The following is a 24,323-nucleotide window of genomic DNA, read 5'->3' as shown; positions in this document are numbered from 1 at the left end:
TTTTAGCTGAAACTATTTTGGCTGTTTTCCGATATAGGCAAGGATTCCTCCGTCTACATACAGGACCTGTCCGTTCACAAAATCAGATGCTTCTGACGCAAGGAATAAAGCTGGTCCCATCAGATCTTCCGGGACTCCCCATCTTGCTGCGGGCGTCTTGGAGATGATAAACTGGTCAAATGGGTGTCTGCTGCCATCTTCCTGTATCTCGCGGAGAGGAGCGGTCTGTGGTGTTGCGATATAGCCCGGTCCGATACCATTGCACTGAATGTTATACTCACCGTACTCGGAGCAGATATTCTTGGTCAGCATCTTCAGTCCGCCCTTTGCCGCTGCATATGCGGATACAGTTTCGCGCCCCAGTTCACTCATCATCGAGCAGATGTTAATAATCTTGCCATGCCCTTTTTCGATCATGTCCGGAATCACTGCCTTTGACATGATAAACGGCGCTGTAAGGTCGATATCCACCACCTGGCGGAAGTCTTCCGCACTCATTTCCGTCATCGGGATACGCTTGATAATTCCTGCATTATTCACAAGAATATCAATCGTTCCCAGATCATTTTTGATAGATGCAACCATCTCTTTTACCTGTGCTTCGTCTGTCACATCGCAAATGTAGCCTTTCGCATCAATGCCTTTTGCCTTATAATCAGCGAGTGCCTGATCCAAATGTGCCTGACTCCTGCAGTTAAATGCAATTTTTGCTCCGGCCTGTGCATAAGCCTCCACCATAGCAAAGCCAATCCCATATGCGCCGCCTGTCACCAGTGCGACTTTACCTTCTAATGAAAAAAGATTTAAAATACTCATTTCTAAATTTACCTCCTGATTCTTATAAATGCTTCAGCGCTTCCGCAAGCGCCAGAATTGTAAGTGACTGTCCATATGCCATTGGTGCAACAAGAATATTCTTATAGTGTTCTGCATCCATGCCCATTCCAGTACCACCGGATACATTTAGCACGGTTCCGTCCTTGTCAATATTCTTTAAGATCCCTTTAACTGCTTTCTCTGCACATGGCAGATAAGAATCATCCAGAATTCCGTAGCGGATACCTTTTAAGATACCGGCTGTAATTGCTGCCGAACCAGATACTTCTTCGTAACTTTCCGGGTCGGGAAGAACCGTGTGCCACAAACCGTTTTTGCTCTGTAATTCTTTTAATTTTGCAACCTGGGCTTTATATGTATCTATAATGATTGATTTGACGCCCGGGTTCAGACTTCCTTTAAACATATCAACATAGTCGAGTATGCCTAATGTAAACCAGCTGTTCCCACGACACCAGAATACGCCGCCGAAATTGTTGTTGCCATTGAAGGTCCAGCCGTGATAAAACAATCCTGTCTTTTTATCATACAAGTATTTGATATGCATAAGAACCTGATGAATCCCTTCGTTGATCCATTCTTCATTCTGATATTTCTGTCCCATTTTATTCAAAAATAAAACTGTCATGAATAAGGTATCAATCCACATCTCATTTTCATTGAGACGCACGCCCTGACGATCACCATTGGCGCTGGTCACATGCTGGAAACCGCCTTCTTTGGTTCTCGGGAGGCAGGTCATCAGCCAGTTTGCCCAATCCTTACAAAGGTCTTCAAACTTTGGATCATGATAATATTCATTTAACTCGCTTAAGGTTAAAAGAGGTGTGGTTGTATTGATATTCCGGGATGGAAGCCCGAGCTCCATGTTTTCGAGATACCAATTATGAAGAAATTCTTTGTATTCTTCATTTTTCTCTGCCTGCATAATTTTTAGGAGTCCGTAAAGCCCCACTCCCTGCGGCCAGTCCCACTCTTTGATACCAAAATCTCTTTTAAAAAAGCCGATGGCTTCTCCACCATTTTCCGCAAGTTCCTTTTCATTTTCGGGACCACCCAGACTCAGCAGCTTTTCGATTACGAGATTCAGCTTTTTTCTGAGTTCCGTTTCATTTATATTCATGGTAACATTCCTTTCATCTCTGTCTTATTTTCCCAATACGCTCTCTAGTCTTTTGCGTCAATTTATTATATAATAATACAAAAGCAGGTAAAATATTAAAAAGCAGGTGATACATTTGGAAAAACTCTCTTATTACGCCTCCATTGAGGGTATTTCACTGGAACACATGGTTCGTTATGGCAAGTTTGACATGCGGGTTAAGCATTTCCACAACGAATATGAAATTTTTTATATATTAGAAGGAACACGGAGTTTCTTCTTTAATAATCGTAATTTTGTCGCCTCCAAAGGGGACTTGATTTTAATCGACACGAACCTGATTCATATGACCAAGTCTGTATCGAGTAATGACAGCGGCCACAACCGAATCATCCTGTATCTCACGCCTGACAAAGTGCAGGAATTTGATACGAAATATCCAACACTGCACCTGACCCGCTTCCTTCACCAGCATTATGGTGTGTATCATCTGACAGAAGCACAGCAGAGGGCATTTATGGACCTTTACTATCTCATCAAAAGAGAATGTAATGAGAAAAAACATAATTATAAACAGGCAGTTGAACTTGCAGTCACAACGTATTTTCTGTATCTGACCCGTGAACTTGATATCCGTATGCCGGAAACTCCGCTTCTTCCACAGGAGGGGAAGCATCGCCATGTGTACGAAATCGCTGACTATCTCTCTCAGAATTATGAGCAGGACATTTCCTTAGAGGCATTGGCGGATCAGTTTTTCTTAAGTAAGTATTACATTTGCCGTCTGTTCAAGGAAGTCACCGGCTATACGATTCGTGAGTATGTCAATGTGATCCGTATCCAGCATGCAAAACAACTACTGGAAGAAACGGATTACAGCATTTCCAAGATTGCAGAAAGTGTCGGCTATGGAAGTACCACACATTTTGAGCAGACATTTAAAACATATATGACTATGTCTCCACTAAAATATCGTAAGAATCTGGATATTATTAAGCCTCTGATTCTGCCGGTGAACCCTTAAAATTCCTGTTACATTAAGCCCAGTACGGTTGGAAGCCATGTACTGAATGCGGGTACAAAGGTAACGAACAGAAGTGCTACGACAATAGCCCCAAAGAACGGGATCAGGCGTCTCATCACATCTTCAATCTTGAGTTTCGCCACACTGCACCCGACAAATAATACACTGCCGACTGGTGGTGTAATCGTTCCAATGGAAAGGTTCATGACCATCATAACACCAAACTGAATCGGATTCATCCCTATACTTGTTACAACCGGAAGGAAGATTGGTGTAAAGATTAAAAGTGCCGGTGCCATATCCATGAATGTACCTACAATCAGAAGGATCATGTTAATCAGTAACAGGATGATAATCTTGTTGTCTGATACCGACAGCATTGCTGCGCTGATTGCCTGTGGAAGTCCTGTAAATGAAAGAACAAACGACAGGATTGAGGAAGCGCCGATGATTAACATAACAATGGTTGTCATTACTGCCGCATCCACTAATATCTTTTTGATATCTGTAATCTTAATTGTCTTATAAACAAATACCGCTAAGATAAATGCATACAAAACTGCTACACCAGATGATTCTGTTGGTGTGAAATATCCCGATAAGATACCGCCGATGACAATCACAATAAGCAGTAAGCTTGGAATTGCATCCCAGATTGTCTTAAGTACAATTTTTCCGGTTAATTTTTCATCCCTCTTTACAACATACCCTTTTTTCTTTGCATATACCAATGCAACTACCATACAAAGGAATGCCCACAATAGTCCCGGAATCCATCCGGCCATGAATAAAGTCGCTACAGATGCGCCGCCGCATGCTGCTGAATACACAATAAATGCATTGGTTGGCGGGATGAGCTGTCCGACCGGTGCAGATGCGATATTGGCTGCCGCTGCAAATCCATCATCATACCCCTGTTCTTTTTCCAGTGGGTTCATAACACCACCGATTGCTGTTGCTGCTGCGATACCTGATCCTGATAATGAACCAAACATTGCATTTCCTGCGACATTGGTCAGTGCAAGAGATCCCGGCACTTTTCCTAAGATTAACATTGCGAGATTTATGAGCCGTTTCGCAATACCCCCGTTACTCATCAGTTGTCCTGCCAGAATAAAGAATGGTACAGCTAACAAACTGAAACTATCGATACCACCGACTAATTTTTGTGCTGAGATAAACATTCCGAACTGAGGAGTCAGGAACATGATGATGGTAACCAAGGCTGCTGAAATAATACTAAATGACACTGGAACGCTCATTGCCAGCAAGAAAAAGAATACGATAATTAATACTAATGCTGCTTGTAATTCCATTTATTTTTCCTCCTTCTTCAGTTCTTTAAACTCTTTTATAAATCGGATCAAACGTTCTGCTGCGTATACTACCATGAGAACACCACAGACCGGTACCCCGATGTAATAGAACTGCATCGGAATTCCCAGTGCAGGTGAAACCTGTCCGGCTGCATTCATGCTGACCATAATCCCGCCTGCAGTCATAACGAATACGCTGAGGAAGAGAACAAGAATCTCAATAAAAATCTTATCTTTTAAAGTGCCCTTTTTTGTAAATGTATCCGTAATAAATGTCACGGCAATATGCTGTTGTTTGCCATATGCATATGGAACACCGACCATTGTCATCCAGATCAGTGCATAGCGGACTAATTCTTCTGTCCAGTCACTTGGGTTCTGTAAAATAAATCGTGTTACGATCTGCCATATGCAGCCTGCGACCATTACCACTACCAGAATTGCAAGGACATATTCTAATATTTTATTCAGTATCTTCATTTGCTATCCTCCTACTCTGCATACTGTTCGATATCGTCGTACAGTGCTTTATAATCATCACCTTTTTCACAGAACTCATCATGAATCGGTGAAACAGCTTCGATAAATGCTGTTTTATCAATGTCTCTGTAAATGGTAACGCCGTGGTCTTCTGCTTCTGCAATTGCTTCATCCATCATTCTGTTATACATGGTTTTGAAATTATCATTTGTCTCGCCCAGACATTTCACAAGATATTCCTGCTGCTCTGCTGAAAGGCTGTTCCATTTCTTTGTACTGATGATATAAATGTCTGGAGAATACTGGTGTTCTGTATATGTATAGGATTTTACAATATCCTGATGACCGTCAACTGTCAGAACAAGTTCTGTGTTCTCTGCTCCGTCTACCACCCCCTGCTGCAGGGCGGAATATGTCTCGCTCCCTGCCATCGGTACTGCGGACCCGCCCATGTACTTAATCATTTCCATAGAGGTGGAACTGGGCATGGAACGAATTTTCTTCGATTTTAACACGGAGGGATCTGTAACTGCTTTGTTCTCCTTTAAGTAAAAGTTTCTGGAACCATTTGCATAATATCCGATGGCAATATAGCCCTCATTTGCTGTTGACCGGAAGAGTTCCTGTACAGCTTCGCTCTTCTCCATCGCCTCATAGTAATGTTCCTGACTTGTGAACAGATACGGTACTGCGAAAATCGAATATTTGTCCTCAAACTGCCCTAACGTATTTGAACTTACTTTTGCCATGTCCAGGATACCCGCCTGAACCATCTCGATTTCTTCTTTTTCTGAACCGAGTACTCCACTCGGATAAATGTCAATTTCGAGATTCTTTGATGCATCTTCTGCAACAAACTCTGAAAACTTTGCAATTGAATCTGCAATTTCTGAACCATCTGCCTGATTATGTGCCATACGGATGTTAATTTTGTCTGTGCTGTTTTCGCTCAGAACCATACCAAAGGTTATGACTACTGCGGCCAGGCCTATGGCCGAAACCGCAATGCCTATTTTTTTCTTTAAGCTTCCCATTTTTACTCCTTCTCCTAAAAAACATCATATCGATTACGGCGCCTATAATCGAATACATAATATATTGTAACTGTTGTTATTCTAGCATATGGTTATGACAATTTTCTTATCTATATTGCACTTATTTCATTTTTTCCAAAGTATATTGCTCTATCTTTTTATAAATTTCATCCGCTTATCCAATCGTAACCGTCTCTCCGCCCGGAATGTGATATTCTTTTTTATCTATCAGCATCCACACATCCAGCACACCCGGATTGAAGATATAATCGCCGGACGCACTGTAAACCAGCCTCTGGGCCGCCATTACATACCTGTATATTTCTTCGTTCGTGGCATACCAGATTTCGTCATGCCCGCCTGCCTGTTTTAGAAACTCCTCCATATCCTTCCACTGGTCAAATGCATCGAATTCATAAGTATGTCCCCATACATAAAAAAGCTGGGGCTGCCTGTACATTTCGTTATCAACAGGTTCTAAGAATTTTTCCCATAAAGAGTATAGTGTATTTTCTGTGTGATGAATAGTTGGATGCCATTCCAGAAAATCCTCCGGCAGATGAAAGCTAAAGTGCTGCTTTGTTGTTCTGGAATAGGTGATACCACACACCTTCGCTGCATTTTTCACCTTATCATTGTAGGTTCCGAACGGATATGCCATTCCAGTAACCGGTTTTTTTGCAATTTCCTCCAGTTCCCTGCGGCACGCTGCGATTTCATATGCAATCATTCCCTCCGGAACACGCGGCAGATCAGGATGCGTCATTGTATGTACTGCAATCTCATGCCCTTTGTACAGCTCTGCTATCTCGCATTTATCCATCTTGTAATGGCTGACTTCGATTCCGGGCTGGCTTAACCAGTCTTTGTTTCCCATCAGTCCGGGATTCAGATTGAATGTACCTTTGAGATGATAACGGTTTAGCATCTCCACGAATCTCCGGTCCTGCGTGATTCCATCATCGTAACTAAAAGTCAAAGCTTTCTTTCTTCCCTTCGGAAAGAGTGGTATGTCCTGTCTTAATCTTAACATAGAACCTCCTTCATAAACATGATGTCATGCTGTGCGGTCTGAGGATTCATTTCCTCACGAAGCAGATACATATCCGGCGCATTTTCACGAAGCCATTTAGATATTGTGTCATACTGAATACAGCCTTCCCCCAGCAGTGTTGGCTGATATTCCTTGTTTTCCCCAAACATAAAATCTTTGATATGCATGGCTTCTATATATTTGCCGATCTGCGACAGCCACCCGGTCCAGTACTTCTCCTGATCTGTGGTATCGGGAAACTCCAGCAAATTAGAAGCATCGAAAATCACACGCAAGTGCGCTTCGTCGTTCACTTTCTCCAGTACCTTGGTCAGCGCCTCCAGATTTTCGAGCGGGTGCCAGTATACCGGCTCAATCGCAAGCTTTACATCCAGCCTGACTGCCTCTTCCACTGCACGCTGTACACTGTCCAGCATATACGGATACCAGATTTTTTTTTGCTCTGCATCCAGATGCGGATACGCAGTCTCTGTGCCGACTACATTCGCTCCTGCCTCTTTGCTGTAGGCCAGACATTGCTTTAACGTTGTGAGTGCATAAGCACGAATCTCCTCGTCAGGATTACCCAGATCCATATAGCAGCCAAATACCGGAATCTCCACTTTCTGTGCTTCAAATGCCCGTCTGATCCGTTCCAGATGAGCAAGTGTGATATCTTCATAGCTGTCGATTCCCGTAAATGCCTTCGGAAGCGCAAGCTGCGCCGCATCATATCCCTCCTCATGAAGGACACGCGCCAAATCTTCTATATTCATTTTCCCATAATCGTGTGCTCGTACACCAATTTTCATATTCTGATCTCCTTTTTTAAGACAAAGCTCCTTCTACAAAGAAAAAAGACAAAGTACACGCCCCTTTGTCTTCTTATCTTGTCTTTACTAAGCTAAAATTTCTTTTACAACTGCCGCAATTTCTTCATCCTGACAATTTGCAAAGAAGTATTCCCGGAATTTCGCGCCGGATAATGCTCCTTTGACCAGCTCCTGATCCAGTTCCCTCAGGATATCAGTCAGTTTTCTGTAAGTAACCGTCTTGACTTCATCCAGAATCCGTTTATTTCTCTGTTCCGGAACAACGCGGTCTTTCGGATAACCTTTTCCGCCTTCTTCCACATATAATTTCTCGAAAATATATTCCAGATTGAGTTCTCCGCCCCAGCCGAATCCTTTTGCAAATGGAAGTGCAATAGCGTTTCCATCGTTGATCTGTGCAAATGTATATGCATCTAACGCGTCCTCCACATGCCCGCAGATAACGCCCGGAAAGGAGTTGCACGCAAGCATCGCCCCCTCTCCGGTACCGCATCCTGTAATGACATAGTCTACCGCTTTTGAATTCAGCAGAACTGCCGCCAATATACCGATCTGTACATAGGTAAGCTGTGCCTCATCCTCCGCCGTAAACATGCCATAGTTAAACACTTCATGTCCCATTGGCTCCACGACTTTTCTCAAAGAGCTGCAAATGATTTCATTTTTTGCCGCCTGACTGTTTTCATTAATTAAAGCGATCTTCATCTTATTTCTCCTCCATTATAATAAGTCCTGATTTGGGATATGGTCCATATCATCGAAATCCTGATTCTCTCCGACCATTCCCCAAATAAATGTGTAGTTTCTGGATCCGCTGCCGGAATGGATCGACCAGCTTGGCGAGATGACAGCCTGCTCATTACGGACAACGATATGTCTTGTCTGCGTGGCTTCTCCCATGTAATGCATCACAAATGCGTCTTCCGGAAGATCAAAGTAAAGATACACTTCCATTCTCCGGTCATGTGTGTGGCACGGCATCGTATTCCATACGCTTCCCGGCTCAAGATGCGTCATGCCCATCTCCAGCTGGCAGCTTTCTACCTGCCCCGGGAGAATGTATTTGCAAATAACGCGGTGGTTGGAGTCTTCCAATGTTCCAAGCTCCACTTTGTTCTCTTCTTTTACAATGACAACACCCTCTTTTGGAGTTCCTTCCTGCTTGATTACGACTGTCGGATAGCTTGTGTGTGCCGGAGCGCTGTTCAAATAAAATTTTGCCGGATTCTCTGCATCGTCACTTGCAAATGTGATATCCCTGGCGCCTTTCCCGATGTACATCCCCTCTCTGGCTCCCACCTTATGCACGCTGCCGTCTACGGTAACCGTTCCGTCCCCGCCGATATTAATAATCCCCATCTCACGCCTCTCGAGGAAATATTCCGCACGGAGTTCATCCCCGGCTGTTAATTTTAAGCTATGTGCCACTGGCATTGCCCCGCCTGTGATAATACGGTCAATATGACTGTATACTAATTTAATATCGTCCGGGAAAAAAATCTGTGGAATTAAAAATTCCTCTCTTAATCTCTCTGTTGTATAATGTTTTACGTCTCTTGGCGATGCTGCGGTTCTAAGTTCCATTGCTTTTATCTCCTTTTTTATTTTTACATTCTATAAGTTCTTCTAAGTTTTTACATTGTAAATCATACCATAACAAGGTGCAAATTTTCTTACTAAAATTGCCTATTTTATATGTTTTTATAAGAATATTGCACTTTATACTATTACCAATAGAAAAACCTCTCCGCCTGCTGCAGAGAGGTTTTTCTTTACATTATATTCCCACATGGCATTAGGGATTTATTATCTTTGGACACGTCCGGAAGCATCGCCTCCGGCAAGTTTTAACACTTCGTCCATTGATACCATATTGAAATCTCCTTCGACAGAGTGCTTCAAACATGAAGCCGCTACTGCGAATTCGATGGCTGCCTGTGAATCATATCCGTTAAGGGAGGCACAGATAAGTCCACCGCCGAAACTATCGCCGCCGCCAACACGGTCAACGATATGCATTTTATATTTTTTGCTAAAGAAATAATCAGATCCATCATATAACATTGCAGACCAGTTGTTATCATTTGCTGATATAGATTCACGAAGTGTAATCGCTACTTTCTTGAAACCGAATCTGTCAGCAAGCTGTTTTGCAACGTCTTTGTAACCTTCGTGGTTTACAGTTCCTGTTGTGACATCTGTGTCAGCTGCCTTGATGCCAAATACATCGGAAGCATCTTCTTCATTCGCGATACAAACATCCACATATTGACATAAACCGCCCATTACCTGGCCTGCCTTTTCTTTGCTCCAGAGCTTGTTGCGGTAGTTCAGGTCACAGGATACTGTAACTCCCATCTCATTGGCAGCTTTACAAGCTTCGAGGCAGATTGCCGCAACCTCATCGTTGAGCGCCGGTGTAATTCCTGTAAAATGGAACCACTCTGCCCCGTCAAAGATTTCCTTCCAGTTAAAATCAGATGCGGAAGCTGTACAGATTGAAGATCCCGCTCTGTCATAAATAACCTTGGAAGGTCTCTGGGAAGCACCTTTTTCGAGGAAATAAATACCGATGCGTTCGCCGCCTCTTGCAATATAAGAGGTGTCCACCCCATATTTTCTAAGTGAATTTACAGCCGCCTGTCCAATCTCATGTGCCGGAAGCTTGGTGACAAATTTTGCATCAAAACCGTAATTTGCGAGTGAAACTGCAACGTTAGCTTCTCCGCCGCCATATGTTGCGCCAAATGTGTCCGCCTGAACAAACCGGTAATATCCCTCCGGTGCAAGTCTTAACATGATTTCTCCAAATGTGATTACTTTCTTTGACATTCTACTAATCTCCTTATAATTAATATTAGTAACTGTTCAGGACCATGAACAGTCACTAATATTCTTGCTATTTTATATACCTGATTAAGCTCTTGCTGCTTTTACTATTTCTGCCGCCTCTTTGCACAGTTCTGTAATCTTGTCAAACTCGCCAGCTTCAATCATATCGCCCTTCACCATCCAGCTCCCGCCGCATGCAAGAATCTTGTCACACTTCAGGTAATCTACAACATTTTTTGCACTGATTCCACCAGTAGGCATCACCTTCAGCTTCGTGTAAGCCGCGCACATTGCCTTGATCATCGAAAGTCCGCCTGACGGTTCAGCCGGAAAGAATTTTACAACGTCCAGCCCAAGTTCCAGCGCTTTCTCAATCTCGCTCGGCGTTACAACACCCGGGCACACCGGAATCCCCTTTTCCTGACAGTAAGTAACGGTCTTCGGATTCAATCCGGGACTGACGATAAATTTTGCTCCGGCTGCTACTGCACGGTCGACCTGTTCTGTTGTAAGAACTGTTCCTGCTCCAACCAGCAGATCCGGATATGCTTCTGACATCAGACGAATGGATTCCTCTGCTGCATCTGTACGGAATGTAACCTCTGCACACGGAAGTCCTCCTTCGATTAGCGCTTTTCCAAGCGGCAGAGCGTCCTTTGCATCATTCAATACAACAACCGGAATGATTCCGATTTCACCAAATTGCTCTAAAATTGCGTTCATGTAATCTCCTCCAATGAAATAAATAATTGCATCTCGTATTTTGTTCCGTATTATGAAACTATGTTTTGTAATATGGAACTGTTGACTTTTATTATACTCATTTATATAATAAAGTCAATACATTTTTTCGTATTTCTTTATTCCCGCGAGAAAGAAAGTTACTGTTCACCCCCTACGGGCGTGCACAGTAACGGCATCTGCCCATTAAAAGTCGCCTACGGCGAGGTGCAGATGCCCCGAAACCATAACTTTATCGGCTCCGATGCCGTGCAGCTAAGTGCACGGCACGGTGTGAACAGTAACGAAAGAAGGAATTGATTATAATGGAAAATAAAAACCCAATTCAGGTGGCCGACCGTCTTTTTCAGACTCTGGAGGTTCTGGCTGAGTCAGGCCCTACCGGTCTGATGGAACTATCTTCAAAGCTGTCTCTGAACAAAAGCACCGTACACCGTATTCTCAACTCTCTGATTTATATGGGATATGTGAAACAGAATCCGGAGACTACTAAATATAGTCTCACGTTTAAGATTTGGGAACTGGCAAACCAGTTACTGACCCAAAATGACATTGTAGATATTGCAAGACCACATCTGAAAGAACTTGTCTCCAAATGCGGCGAGACAGTCCATCTCGTTCAGGTGGATGGCCGAAAAGCTGTATATATTGACAAAGTCGAGTCTTATACTAACTCGGTACGGCTGGTGTCGAAAGTCGGAAAGAGTATTCCACTCTACTGCTCCGGTGTCGGAAAAGCATTACTGGCGGAAATGGATCTGGATGACGCCCGGGAAATATGGGATAACAGTGACATTCAGGAATTGACGCCGCATACCATCACCGATTTCAGTGAGATGCAAAAGCACCTAAAACAGGTTCATACACAAGGATATGCCATCGACGATGAAGAAAATGAATTAGGCGTTCGATGTATCGCCGCCTGCATCAAGGATTATAAAGGGAAACCTAAATACGCATTTAGTATTTCCGCACCGGTCAACCGTATGTCAGATGAACGGATTGCAGAACTTGCCAGAGATGTCTTGGATACACAAAAAAAATTAGAAGCAGAGTGGAATTAGAATCTACTCTGCTTCTAATTTAAATTTGTTCTGTTAATGGATACCTTCTTTTATCAGTGTCCATTCCTGACATCCATATTCCGTTGCGCCCCATTGCCCTACTGATGCACCGTCTTCCGCAGAATTACTAAATACTTCAAGATATTTACCACTGTTTTTATTCACAATATGGCAATATCCACCTTCTGTCTCTTCCAGTAACCATATCTGTGAATCACTCTCGGCATAATCGTTTTGAATCGCTTTTGCCCCATCAGCTGCACTCTGCCCTTCAATATCCAGATAAAGGCCGCTGTTCATGTTTTTGATTCTATAACCACCATTTCCTGCTTCTTCAAAATTCCATTTCTGGCACCAATGATCTGTTATTCCCCATTGACCTGCTTCTGCACCCTCATTTGTTAATGCACTTTTAATTTCCAGATACTTGCCACTGTTTTTATTAATAACAGAAAAATCATCCGAAGTTTCGCTGACCTGTATGCAGTCCAATTCCGCAAAACCTACATTTTTTGCAAATTTAACGGAATTTGTACCAGAATTTAAATAGCAGGTAAAACTACTCCACAGATAGCGGTCCCAATTAACTGTAACAGGATAATTTACTGTCCCTATCTCGGTTCCATTAACAGAAACCGTATGAGAGGCCTCTGTTCCCTCACCATTGGAATATCTGACTAAGATATTATAATTCCCTGCATTTTCAACTTTTATGTTTTGGAAATCAACCGCACTGTCTGATTCATTAATATATTGTACTTCTTGTCCATTAGATGCATCGATGGCATTGCCCGCCTGGGCATTTGTGATCACTGCCTTTTCCGCTTCGTAAATGCAGCCTTTCAAGGGAAGAGTGCCAACCCGTACATCGTTCAGATTATAGCTTACTCCATCAATTATCTTCGAGTTATTGAAGTTCTCTACGTTAGTGGCCTGATAGAGGGTCGTATTATCCGGGCTTACATCAAAACTCTGACTAAATCCTGAAAAATAACCTCCTGCCAAATCATTATAATCATAGGTCACTGCCATTGGAAGACGTTCCCATGCTCCCTGTCCCAAATTATAGTTTACATAAAAATTCTGTCCGCCACTGATATTGTCACTGCTATCCGTTCCCCACTTTGCAGATATTACAACCATCCCATTCGGCCCCCCTGCATCAATCCATTTTACATAGGGAGAAGAACCGATTCCTCTGCCATCTGCCAAAGCAACCCGGGTTCCAGGACTTCCTGCGTCCCACGTCACACCATCATCCGAAAATTTGCAGTAAACGACTGCATTATTCTTACTCAGGCTTGGTCTGTTAACCATTTCATATGTAGCCATGTACCTTCCATTTGGCAGTTCTGTCACCGTTATCATCCCCGGCCTGTCACTTGTATTATTAATAGCTGTTACATTCGTAAGTCCGCTCCAATTCACACCATCTGATGAAGTTTTAAGCGATACCGCCTGCAAAACACCATCAGATTTCTGTCTTTCATCAGAATAATAGCATACCAATTCTCCTGATGCACTCATTCCCAAAAATGGCTCCCATACAGTTGTTGTAGAAGATGTGGTACTTGGATCATATATGCAAGGTCCCCCATTATCCACTTCGCTTAGAAACGACCACGTATATCCCCCGTCTATACTCTTATACAATACAATTCTTGACTGAGTATAAGGATCATCGTCAAAAATATTTCCGGCCAACAGGATTGTCCCCGCCGGCATGTCCCCCACCTGAGTCGGCAATTCATACAGACACGGCTGGGAAGTCCTTAAAAGACCATATTCCTTATCATATACATTACTAATCAACTGCCAGTTGTCTCCGTTGTCCGTACTTTTATAAATAGGATAAACCTGTTTTGAAACACTTGTCCCGTCTTCCATCGCAATAGTTACATTTTTCAGTTGATCATATGTACACAATAAAGTTCCGTTAGCATTACCACTATTTTTTAAGCAGATAATTCTGGAATATGTAGCCCCTCCCGGATCGAATGTCGCATCTTTGTCTGAAACATAAACAACAGTACCATTATCCGTCGTTTGCGCCGACGCAGGAACAGAAAAACAAAATACCAATGTAAATACCGCTACTAGTGCAGTCAGTTTCTTATGCCATTTTCTCATCCTTCTTACCTCCTCTTTTATCAACTAAGCATTGCTTTTTCTAATTTATAAAAGCTAAAAATTATTTTCAAAAGAAAATACGGGACATCCCTCTTCATCCCACATGATTTTCATGCGATATACATGTCTGTTAGGATCATATAACGGGTCTCCGGTAATCTCGTCGTATTGCCGGGCATGGTAAATCATAATATCCGCTGCCCCATCTTCTGACTTTGTAAACGAATTATGGCCAGGCCCCAGAATTCCTTTCTTCCAATCGGTTCTTAAGACGGGAATCCTTTCCTTTTTCCACACACGCGGATTCAGGAGTTCTTCATCATCCGGAATACTCAGCATTCCCATACAATAACATGCACCCGTTGCGCTCGCCGAATAAGTCAGATATAACATCCCGGCATGGCGCAACAGTGCCGGACCTTCATTCACCCAGAAATCAACCCGCTCCCAATCATAATCAGGAGAGCTTAAAAGCACTTGGGGTGTAGAAAGCCTAACTGGACTTTCCATTTCTGCTATATATAGATTCGATATCTTCTTCCCGACACTAACCTTTTCTGCCCATACACAATACCATATCCCCCGATTCTCGAATACAGTCATGTCAAGCGAAAAATCTCTGAAGGAAAAATCGTCAGACGCCTGCATCTGCCCCAGTTCCTTCCAAGGGTCCTTCAGCGGGTCTTTGCCTGAGCATTCAAGGACATACGGACGTATCGCCCATATATCATCTTTATCACCTGCTGCATAATAAATAAACCACTTACCTTCAATATAGTGGATTTCCGGTGCCCATATATGCATGCTCATAATCCCCTGCTCATGCTTCTTCCATATGGTAACTTCATCCGCATCCTTCAGACCATCAAGCGTACTACTTTGACGGAGCACGATCCGGTCATATTCCGGTACAGATCCGGTAAACAGATAGGTTCCATCTTTATGTTTATAGACATAAGGATCTGCCCGCTGAATAATAAATGGTTCATTATAATTCGTTTTTATAAAATTGTCTCTATTCACTATTATTTCCTCACATTACTACTATCTGCCCCATACCACCTGTCTGTCACAGAGTTTCTCTGTCTAATATCTTATAGTTCAGATAAATGGCTTTCGGTGAATATTCCTCCGAATCTATCTGGGCAAGCAGTTCTGAGACTGCCGTTGCTGCAACCCCCTCAAGATTTGTTGATACTGTTGTCAACTTAGGTGTAATAAATTCCAGAATACTAATGTTATCGAATCCCATTAACCCAAAATCTTTCGGTATGGTCATTCCATTCTGCTGCCCCCAGCGCATCACATTCAGGGCATAGCTGTCGCCAGAGCATAGAAAAGCCGTCTTTTTTTCTGTTCCTTTATCAATCAGACATTTCACATCCTGCAGATAGTCAGTCTTACCAATCACCGAGGATTCAATCTCCGGATATTTGGCCATTGATGCCTGAAACCCTAAAAGACGCTGTTCGTGAACATATATATTTTCTTTTTCTTTCACAGCTAGCGGGGGGCAGATAAATATAATTTTTTGATATCCCTTAGATACGATCAAATCTACTGACTCCATAGCAGCTGCCATCTCATTAACCTGTACTGTTGTGATTGCGTCCGACACTTGGTTTCCTATACAGACAATCGGAATATGGAGCGAAAGCAGGAACTTTTCAAACTCTTTCCCTTTATTAATCGGGCTGATTAGTATCCCTTCCATCTGACGGTCAGCAAGCCCCTGAATAAGTTTCTGTTCCCAATCCAGACTTTCATCACAGACCACAATATTCGTAAAATACCCTCTCTTGTCCGCTTCCTTATTAATAATATTTAAAGATTGAACAAAATACATATTCTCAATATTTATCGTTACTACGCCCAGAGACATAGTTCTGCCATGATTCAGGCTTCTTGCCAGCAGATTCGGACGGTAATTATATTCCTTGGCAACAGACAGAATCCTTTCCCTTGTCTCCTTGCCAACACTCCCCCGGTCATTTAAAGCCCTCAGCACAGTTGTTCTCGACACACCGCATTTTTCAGCTATCTGATTTACAGTGATTGCCATCTCCCACTACCTCCGTTCATTCGTTAAGCCCCTGCATTTCTAAGCCGGGACACATCATACCCTGCATAAAATCAGCTTAAGTATAACACCAAAACATAACTGCCGCAACGAAGACAACCCGTTATATTTCTATACGAATCATGTTAAAAGACAGCGGTTCGATTTCTGCAATACAGCTGCCTGATATAACATGTGCCCCTTCTCTTGAGCAGGGCTGAACAGCCGTATGGTCATATTGATTTGTCATCTTTTTGTCATCTGCCGTCATGCTTACAAATTCTGTGACCTTCTTTGGCTCAAAATTCTGCAGCATCACTTCCACTTTCATTGGTTCGTCTTCACTCTTGTTAACTACGAAAATAACAATTTCATTTTTTTCATCGTTCCAGACAACAACCTCATCAAGATACGGAACTTGATCAAAGTCTTCACACTGGTATGTAGGTCCTAATGAGGTGCTTCTTAAAACAATCCCCCTCGCATAATTTGCAAAATAGTAGAATGGATAATAGATTGTCTGAAGCCAGAGTCCACCGTCTTTTTCAGTCATAATGCATGCACTGACATTTGTAAGAAGGGACTGGCATGCAATCTTTATCACATCAGCGTTTCTCAGCATAACCATCTGCATTCCCGCAAAAAGCAGGGCATCCTCAAGAGTGTAAATCTGTTCGCTGATTGCAGGCGCAACCTTCCAGGGTCCTTTCGACACTTCCATATTTACAGAATCACCCGGAAGCGCCCAGACGCCCCACTCATCAACGCTGAATTTCATCTCCTTACAGGAACGTTTTTTCTTCTTTATCACCTGAGCAGCGGAACGGATGGTCTTAATATATTCCTCCATATCGAGTGTCTGGGCCAGAAACGCTTTTGTGCCTTTTTCCTGCCCGCCATAATATTGGTGCAGGGCCAAATAGTCAATCACGTCATATGTATGCTCGAGAACTTCCATATCCCATATTGGATATGTTTCCATATTCGAAAGCGAACTGCCACATGCAATCAACTCTATATTGGGATCCACCAATTTCATAGTCTTCCCTGTTTCTGCTGCCAGACGCCCATATTCACCGGCTGTCTTATGCCCGATCTGCCACTCCCCATCCATTTCATTGCCAAGGCACCACATTTTCACACCATATGGTTCTGAAATGCCATGAGCCTTCCTCATTTCACTATACTTCGTCCCTCCCGGGAAATTACAGTATTCAATATATTGAACAGCTTCCTCTATCCCTCGGGTTCCCAGATTCACGGTGAAAATCGGCTCAATATTAGCTTTCCGTGCCCAGCGGATAAATTCATCCGTCCCGAATTCATTCGTTTCTACAGCCTTCCATGCAAGCTCAAGCTTTCTCGGCCGGTCCTCCTTCGGTCCAACACCATCTTCCCAATGGTAAGCAGAAACAAAGTTTCCGCCCGGATAGCGTACTGCCGTCACCCCCATTTTCTTTACTTTTTCAATCACATCACTGCGAAAACCTTCTTCATCGGAGTTTAAGTTATCCGGTTCGTACACTCCTGTATAAATAACTCTCCCCATATGCTCCAGAAAAGAACCATACAGCCTTGGATCAATGCTGCCTATTATAAAATTTTTATCGCAAATTATTTTAGCCTCTAACATATGATTCTCCTTACCCCTTTAATCCGGCACTTGCCATACCTTCCACGAAGTATTTCTGCCCTGCCATATACAGAATAAACATCGGAAGAAGTGAAATCAGCGCACCTGCAAATGCGGCGCCATACTCGATGGTATTCTGCCCAATAAATAATGCCAGTCCGTTTGCAAGTGTACGCATCTCTGTCCTGCTCGTCACTATCATCGGCCACAGCAAATCATTCCACGAACCATTGATACTTAAAATAACCAGAGTGATCGCTGCCGGTTTTACCTGCGGCATCATGATTCTCCAGAATATTCCCATTTCGGAAAGCCCGTCAATTCTGGCAGCCTCGGCCAGTTCCTTTGGTATGCCTGAAAAGGCGGCGCGCATCATGAAGATCGAACCTGCAACTGCAACTCTTGGTATTATCAGCCCCCAGTAAGAATCGTACATCCCCATCTTGAACACAACGAGGAATAGCGGGACCATAATAACCTGAAATGGTACCATCATTGTCGCCAGAGTCATTAGGAACAGCCCTGTCTTTCCTTTGAAATCATAAAAGGCGTAGGCATACCCGGCCATACTGTTTACAACAACAGCCAGCAATGTGGTTCCCCCTGCATAAATAATTGAGTTAAGCATATAACGAAGAATATTAATTCGGTCCTGTACATCAACAAAATTTTCCAGAGTCAATGATTTCGGTATAAAAGTAGGCGGCCAGGATATAATCTCCTTTTCCGGCTTAAACGCGCTTAATGTCATCCATATAACCGGCACCAGAACCAGCAATGCCAGAATGACCAAAACGATAAAGATCGGAATACTGATTGTTATATTTTTGATTTTAATCGCTTTTTTCTTTTTCATACTAATCCTCCTGATTCATTTTGCGATACATTATTACAGTAACAACCATGATTATCGCAAATAAAATCACCGACATTGCAGACGCATACCCCATACTCGAACGTGATGAAAATGCTCTGGAATAAATGTAAGTAACCGTGGATTCTGTTGTATAATTCGGTCCACCATTTGTCGTAATATAGATGATGTCAAATATCTGTAATGCCCCTGCAAACCGTGTCATTAAAATGTACCAGAAGGTCGGTCTGATGGAAGGTGCGGTGATATGCCAGAACTGCCGTATCTTCCCAGCCCCGTCCATTTCAGCCGCTTCATATAAGGACGCTGATACCTGCTGGATCGCCGTCACATAAATAATTGCAGAAATACCAAAACTCCTCCATATGGATATAAATGAAACGACGAATATTGTCAGTCCCGGTGTATTCAGGAAATTAATCTTCCCCAGCCCCATTGATTGTAACGCCGCTGTAACAAAACCAATATTGGAGTGAAGAATCATCTTCCACATAATACCGATTGCTGTCGCAGAACATATGACGGGCAGAAAATAAACCGCTCTGAAAAATTTATTCTTTATATTATTCTTTGTAATCAGCGCTGCAACTACCAATGCTCCCAGAACCTGCAGCGGCACCTCCAGCCCCGTAAAAATAGCAGTCACTTTTAAGCTGTTTATAAACCGGCTGTCCCGAAATGCTTCGACAAAGTTTTCCATACCGATGAAACGTGCCGAGTCCATCGTGATGGACACATCAAACAGACTTAGTCCAAAAGCTATAATTAGCGGCACCACACTAAACAGGATTAACAAAATGACCGATGGGGCCAAAAAGAGATACGCACTTCTGGAAGGCTTATTCCAGTATTTCATCATTTTCTTCATTTAACTTCTCCTACCCGCCTGTCTCAAATTCCAAAGAAAAGGCGGCTGCACGGAACCGCCTCTCCACTTGCCAAAAGTCCCTGAAATCAGTTATTTATTATATTCCCCAACAATCTTATCTGCAGTTGTCTGGGCTTTTTCAAGTGCATCATTCACCGACATGTTTCCAAACGCTACGGAGTTAATCATCTCAGGGATGACATCATTCAGAATATCATTGATTCCCGGAAAACTTGAATCAACAATAAAGTCCGTCGGTGCATCTGGATTTGCAGAAGACATCACACTAAGTTTTTCACTTTGTTTATATTCATCTTTCTCCTGAACGGAATATGTATAAGCAGGAAAACCATTTGCCACTGACCACTCTAAAGCCGGACTTGATCCCTCTTCATTTTCTGAATTCCACCATTCAATGAATTTATATGCAGCTTCTTTCTCCTCATCGCTTGCTGTCGTTGTTACAGAAAATCCGAGTACTTCTACAGAGTTCATATCCCCTGCATCTCCCTGAGGTATCAGACCGATTCCGTAATTAACACCTGCTGTATCAAGTCCTGCCGTGACCCAGGGGCCCCCGACAGTCATACCAATCTGCCCTGCACTTACCATAGAATCCGTATCCGCTTCCAGAGGGTTATCCCCGTTTTCTGTTAAAGTCTTATACATCGTAAGGAAGTCAGCATATCCCTTATTTCCTGCAAAGTTTGCCTTCCAGCTGCCATTATCATCCGTTACTGACAACCCGCCCAGACGCTGCATCATATGTGCAATCTGGTAAGGATAATCATAGGAAATACCCGATCCATAAACATTCTTGCTCTCATCCGTAATCTTTTCAGCATATGTCTGCCATTCTTCCCATGTTGTCGGAGGAGCCTCCGGATCAAGTCCTGCCGCCTCGAATAAATCTTTATTCCAGTACATGTAATAACCTACAACCTGAAATGGTACAAAATATAATTTATCTCCCTCGGAGCAATAATCTAAATAAGATTGTATGAAATCATCCTTATCTAAATCAGTTTTGTCAAATACATCACTGATATCCTGCATATAGTCCCCATATGTAAATCGATAGGCACTTGAACTTAAAATCATGGTAGGACCTGTGCCTGCTGCAAATGCAGTGGAAAGCTGACTGTCAAAATCTGAAGAAATATCCATCTCAACAGTAATTCCATCTTCATTCTCTTTATTATATCGGTTCACCAGCTCAACCAGCATATCTCCGTCTGAACCTGTAAAGCTGTTCCAGAATGAAATTGTGGTTCCTTTTGATTGATTTTTTGCATCCGTTTTTTCTGATTTAGAGTTTCCTCCTGAACCACTTCCGCAAGCTGCTGTTGAAACAATCATCATTGTCGAAATACCAAGTGCAGCCATTCTTTTCCACTTGCTCATTTTATTCATAATCCTGTCTCCCTTTCTTGAACATTCAGCAAACACACTTACCGGTTTATCGTATATCTGCTTTTTGGTTTAAATGTACACGTGTAACTAATTTTTATAAATAAAGGATATTCCCTTTGTGCATAAATGTCAATATAATTTTCCAAAACTAGCATATTGCATTAATATTGCACATGTATTTTGTTGAATATCACAATTATATTTTAATATTATCTGATTTTATAATATTAATATAGTATTTATTAGAATGTTCACGAGTACTCTATTATTCCAACCATATTATTTATTTAACCTATCATCCGCAGCCTATTTTCCAAACAAAAAAGCACTGAAAATGTCATCTCTTTTTACATTCTCAGTGCTTTTCACTTTTATAAATTTAATTAATCATTAACATCCTCGTGTACATGATCTTCCCACTACACGAATATTACCATAATACTGACAATCAGTACCGACACCGCATTTGAAATCAGCATCGTTCCAATCCCAAGAAGGGGACCAACCTGACTCTTTATGTATCCTTTTTCTGCTTCGCTTTCTCCGGCTGCTGCCGCATTATTTGTCAGCATATCATTCACAGGGAACCCCATCATACAGTTCATTGTCAGCACAATACCACGTTCTGCCCGGAATCCGCAGACCTTCGCTCCGACGATCCCGCACAGTACAAGCACAATCGTAGAGATGACAAACACAATCAGCAACGGTGGAATAAACGCTACCAGTCCCTGCCACGGGCAATTGGCAATTGTATTGGCCATCAGTCCCATCAGGCCTAATAACAGAAGCCCATATGCATCCGCTTTAAACAGAGGCGCTTTATCCATAAAGCCAAGGCTGCCGAGGATTAACCCAAACAGCAGTGCCGTAATATTCGGATTAATATTCAGACCAGCCAGAATCGTCCCGTGAAGCAGATTGTTGATGACTGTCACTATCATAATAATCCCCAGGAAATACGCCGTGTTTTTATATTTTGCAGGAATTCTCTCACAGAACGGAACCTTCCCAGCCTGACCAGTCGCAGGACTCTTACCAGTTCCGGGGCAGCCCGGCCCGGTCATCGGCGGAATATTGCCTGCCCCCTCAGGAGCGCCCTGATTTCCACCTTGTGAATTCCTTGCTCTGAATTCCTGAGAAAGTGCCTTTCCTTCTCTCTTCAGCGCCCACGTTACAACCGGAACACTGAACAATCCCTGAAACATGAACACAAGCCAGGGAAACACAGAGATTGCCGGATTCTTGTCCAGTACCCATCTCGAAGCGATCGCACAGGAAGCGCCTCCGCCGATTACTGAGCCTGGAGCCAGAAATGCAAGTCCCTTCCCAAGTATCGGAGTAAGCCCGAATCCAACAATTACAACAAGAACCAGAGAGGCTATAATGCAAAGAAGTGATTCCTTTTTCTTCGCCTTCAGCATCTTCAGATTAATCATTGTACCGGAATGAATAACCAGCACATTAAACGCAATCGTACCTACTGCAATCATATTAGCAGAAAGCAACATATCCTTCGGAAGGACCCCCGTCCCAAATCCAATAGCAAATATGACACCATAAATCAGCGGCATCGGAATCATCGATTTTAATTTTGCCGCTATCGCCAATGAAACAAATGCAATAGCAAGAAATACCAGAAAACTCCTGTCAAACGCCCACGTATACTCAGTCCCCATAAAAAATCACCGTCCTTACTTATGCCTCTTAGGCTTGGTCTTTTCAAGCCTTATGTGGCAAAGTACATCCTGTTGGCTTTGGCTCAGTCTTTTTGAGCCTTAGCAACATGGATGCTCCCCTTCGCCTCTTAAGCTTAGTTCTTTCAAGCCTTGTTATCTTGCTATAAGTATAAAGGAACGGGGATTTTTTTACTGTCAGAAAACTGACATATGTGTACATTTTGCTACTTCTTCCGCAACTTTTGCAGCCACACGCGGATCGAACGGGGACGGGATAATGTATTCCGGTTTTAGTTCTTCATCGGTGACAAGTGAGGCTATTGCACGGGCTGCGGCCAGCTTCATGTCATAATTGATATCCCGCGCGCCTGCATCCAACGCCCCGCGGAACAAACCGGGGAATGCAAGCACGTTATTGATCTGGTTTGGATAATCGGAACGCCCGGTTCCCATGACTTTTACCCCTGCCTCGACAGCATCCTCATAGGTGATTTCCGGGGTCGGATTCGCCATCGCGAAGACAACCGGGTCCGGTGCCATCGTCCGCACCATTTCTTTAGTCAGGATGTTCCCTGCTGAAACGCCTACAAATACATCCGCATCCACGATCGCATCCTTCAAAGTCCCGGTAATCCCTTCCGGATTCGTCAGTCTGGCCAGCTCCAGCTTGTGCCCCACTGCGAACGGGCATCCTTCTGCCAGAATTCCTTCCAGATCACAGATTGTCATGTGTTTCACCCCGGCATGCAGCATCATTTTTGCAATCGCAGTTCCTGCGCTCCCCGGCCCGTTCAGCACAACCTTGACATCTTCTATTTTCTTCCCGACAACTTTCAGGGCATTCATAAGTGCCGCCGTCGTCACTATCGCCGTTCCGTGCTGGTCATCATGGAATACAGGGATATCCAGTTCCTGTTCCAGCCTCTGTTCGATCTCAAAGCATTTCGGAGAACAGATATCCTCCAGATTAATGCCGCCAAAACACGGCGCTATCCGCTTCACAGTTTCAATGATTTCCTCCGTATCCTTTGTGTCTAAACAGATCGGAAATGCATCTACCCCGCCAAATTCCTTGAATAGAATTGCCTTTCCTTCCATGACCGGCATTGCAGCCTTCGGCCCGATATCACCCAGGCCCAGAACTGCAGTACCGTCCGTTACAACTGCAACCAGATTACCTTTGGCTGTATAGGAATATGCTTTTTTCTCATCCTTATGAATCTCCATACACGGGCTGGCTACTCCCGGTGTGTATGCCGTACTCAGATCTTCCCTTGTCTTCAGCGGCACTTTACTGCACACTTCAATCTTTCCACGATATTTTTCATGCATCTTTATTGCTTCTTTTCCATAATCCATAACAGGCACCTC

The 24,323-nt window shown here is 43.2% G+C and carries 22 protein-coding genes; 2 read left to right on the top strand and 20 right to left on the bottom strand.

The annotated features are described in order from the left end of the window. Positions 1-12 precede the first annotated feature (12 nt). Together DWX43_RS09985 and DWX43_RS09980 are read right to left on the bottom strand one after the other, a co-directional pair. Positions 13-816 carry a gluconate 5-dehydrogenase gene (locus DWX43_RS09985; protein WP_118620191.1) on the bottom strand — a complete coding sequence of 268 codons (804 nt, stop codon included), beginning with the start codon at positions 814-816 and terminating at the stop codon, positions 13-15. Between the two features lie 22 nt (positions 817-838). Next, a complete protein-coding gene (locus DWX43_RS09980) occupies positions 839-1,960 on the bottom strand; it encodes a glycoside hydrolase family 88 protein (protein ID WP_118620190.1) in 1,122 nt (373 codons plus the stop codon). Between the two features lie 115 nt (positions 1,961-2,075). Between DWX43_RS09980 and DWX43_RS09975 the strand changes: the two genes are divergently transcribed. Further along, positions 2,076-2,963, top strand: coding sequence for an AraC family transcriptional regulator (locus DWX43_RS09975; protein ID WP_109734044.1), 888 nt, complete (start codon positions 2,076-2,078; stop codon positions 2,961-2,963). A gap of 8 nt (positions 2,964-2,971) precedes the next feature. Here DWX43_RS09975 and DWX43_RS09970 read toward each other — a convergent pair whose 3' ends face one another. The 9 genes from DWX43_RS09970 to DWX43_RS09930 all read right to left on the bottom strand — a co-directional run bounded on the left by DWX43_RS09970 (position 2,972) and on the right by DWX43_RS09930 (position 11,214). Continuing rightward, a complete protein-coding gene (locus DWX43_RS09970) occupies positions 2,972-4,279 on the bottom strand; it encodes a TRAP transporter large permease (protein WP_118620189.1) in 1,308 nt (435 codons plus the stop codon). Then, positions 4,280-4,759 carry a TRAP transporter small permease gene (locus DWX43_RS09965; RefSeq protein WP_109734042.1) on the bottom strand — a complete coding sequence of 160 codons (480 nt, stop codon included), beginning with the start codon at positions 4,757-4,759 and terminating at the stop codon, positions 4,280-4,282. A gap of 11 nt (positions 4,760-4,770) precedes the next feature. Continuing rightward, entirely contained in the window at positions 4,771-5,793 is a 1,023-nt protein-coding gene (gene dctP, locus DWX43_RS09960; RefSeq protein WP_118620188.1) for a TRAP transporter substrate-binding protein DctP, read from the bottom strand. A 175-nt stretch (positions 5,794-5,968) separates the two neighbouring features. After that, positions 5,969-6,826, bottom strand: coding sequence for a polysaccharide deacetylase family protein (locus DWX43_RS09955; protein WP_118620187.1), 858 nt, complete (start codon positions 6,824-6,826; stop codon positions 5,969-5,971). After that, complete coding sequence (locus tag DWX43_RS09950) at positions 6,820-7,638, bottom strand: sugar phosphate isomerase/epimerase family protein (RefSeq protein WP_109734039.1); 819 nt, start codon at positions 7,636-7,638, stop codon at positions 6,820-6,822. Before DWX43_RS09950 ends, DWX43_RS09955 begins: the two co-directional genes overlap by 7 nt. An 87-nt stretch (positions 7,639-7,725) precedes the next feature. Continuing rightward, on the bottom strand, positions 7,726-8,364 hold the full coding sequence (locus DWX43_RS09945; protein ID WP_118620186.1) for an RpiB/LacA/LacB family sugar-phosphate isomerase: 639 nt from the start codon (positions 8,362-8,364) through the stop codon (positions 7,726-7,728). 15 nt (positions 8,365-8,379) lie between these two features. Continuing rightward, positions 8,380-9,243, bottom strand: a complete 864-nt coding sequence (kduI, locus tag DWX43_RS09940; RefSeq protein WP_118620185.1) for a 5-dehydro-4-deoxy-D-glucuronate isomerase — start codon at positions 9,241-9,243, stop codon at positions 8,380-8,382. A 222-nt stretch (positions 9,244-9,465) separates the two neighbouring features. Further along, complete coding sequence (locus tag DWX43_RS09935) at positions 9,466-10,491, bottom strand: sugar kinase (protein WP_118620184.1); 1,026 nt, start codon at positions 10,489-10,491, stop codon at positions 9,466-9,468. A gap of 84 nt (positions 10,492-10,575) precedes the next feature. Then, positions 10,576-11,214 (bottom strand): bifunctional 4-hydroxy-2-oxoglutarate aldolase/2-dehydro-3-deoxy-phosphogluconate aldolase, encoded by a 639-nt coding sequence (locus DWX43_RS09930; RefSeq protein ID WP_118620183.1) that lies wholly within the window; start codon positions 11,212-11,214, stop codon positions 10,576-10,578. 323 nt (positions 11,215-11,537) lie between these two features. Between DWX43_RS09930 and DWX43_RS09925 the strand changes: the two genes are divergently transcribed. After that, the gene (locus DWX43_RS09925) at positions 11,538-12,296 is read left to right on the top strand and encodes an IclR family transcriptional regulator (RefSeq protein WP_109732597.1); all 759 of its coding nucleotides are present in this window, start codon (positions 11,538-11,540) and stop codon (positions 12,294-12,296) included. A 33-nt stretch (positions 12,297-12,329) separates the two neighbouring features. Here DWX43_RS09925 and DWX43_RS09920 read toward each other — a convergent pair whose 3' ends face one another. The 9 genes from DWX43_RS09920 to DWX43_RS09880 all read right to left on the bottom strand — a co-directional run bounded on the left by DWX43_RS09920 (position 12,330) and on the right by DWX43_RS09880 (position 24,311). Beyond that, positions 12,330-14,426, bottom strand: coding sequence for an RICIN domain-containing protein (locus DWX43_RS09920; protein ID WP_109732598.1), 2,097 nt, complete (start codon positions 14,424-14,426; stop codon positions 12,330-12,332). Positions 14,427-14,480: 54 nt separating this feature from the next. Further along, positions 14,481-15,449 carry a family 43 glycosylhydrolase gene (locus DWX43_RS09915; protein ID WP_109732599.1) on the bottom strand — a complete coding sequence of 323 codons (969 nt, stop codon included), beginning with the start codon at positions 15,447-15,449 and terminating at the stop codon, positions 14,481-14,483. Positions 15,450-15,495: 46 nt separating this feature from the next. Beyond that, a complete protein-coding gene (locus tag DWX43_RS09910) occupies positions 15,496-16,488 on the bottom strand; it encodes a LacI family DNA-binding transcriptional regulator (RefSeq protein WP_109732600.1) in 993 nt (330 codons plus the stop codon). A 121-nt stretch (positions 16,489-16,609) separates the two neighbouring features. Further along, positions 16,610-18,118, bottom strand: coding sequence for an alpha-N-arabinofuranosidase (locus tag DWX43_RS09905; protein WP_118620182.1), 1,509 nt, complete (start codon positions 18,116-18,118; stop codon positions 16,610-16,612). Between the two features lie 10 nt (positions 18,119-18,128). Continuing rightward, entirely contained in the window at positions 18,129-18,974 is an 846-nt protein-coding gene (locus DWX43_RS09900) for a carbohydrate ABC transporter permease (RefSeq protein WP_109732602.1), read from the bottom strand. A gap of 1 nt (position 18,975) precedes the next feature. Further along, on the bottom strand, positions 18,976-19,860 hold the full coding sequence (locus DWX43_RS09895; protein ID WP_109732603.1) for a sugar ABC transporter permease: 885 nt from the start codon (positions 19,858-19,860) through the stop codon (positions 18,976-18,978). 90 nt (positions 19,861-19,950) lie between these two features. Further along, the gene (locus DWX43_RS09890) at positions 19,951-21,273 is read right to left on the bottom strand and encodes an extracellular solute-binding protein (RefSeq protein ID WP_109732604.1); all 1,323 of its coding nucleotides are present in this window, start codon (positions 21,271-21,273) and stop codon (positions 19,951-19,953) included. 419 nt (positions 21,274-21,692) lie between these two features. Continuing rightward, positions 21,693-22,952, bottom strand: a complete 1,260-nt coding sequence (locus DWX43_RS09885) for a hypothetical protein (protein ID WP_118620181.1) — start codon at positions 22,950-22,952, stop codon at positions 21,693-21,695. Positions 22,953-23,147: 195 nt separating this feature from the next. Continuing rightward, positions 23,148-24,311 (bottom strand): malic enzyme-like NAD(P)-binding protein, encoded by a 1,164-nt coding sequence (locus tag DWX43_RS09880; RefSeq protein ID WP_118620180.1) that lies wholly within the window; start codon positions 24,309-24,311, stop codon positions 23,148-23,150. Positions 24,312-24,323: the final 12 nt, after the last annotated feature.

Source organism: Clostridium sp. AF19-22AC (genome assembly GCF_003479085.1).
Classification (GTDB): Bacteria; Bacillota; Clostridia; order Lachnospirales; family Lachnospiraceae; genus Faecalicatena_A; species Faecalicatena_A orotica.
The sequence above is the reverse complement of the archived record's forward strand: the minus strand, read 5'-3'. Positions and strand labels throughout refer to the sequence as shown.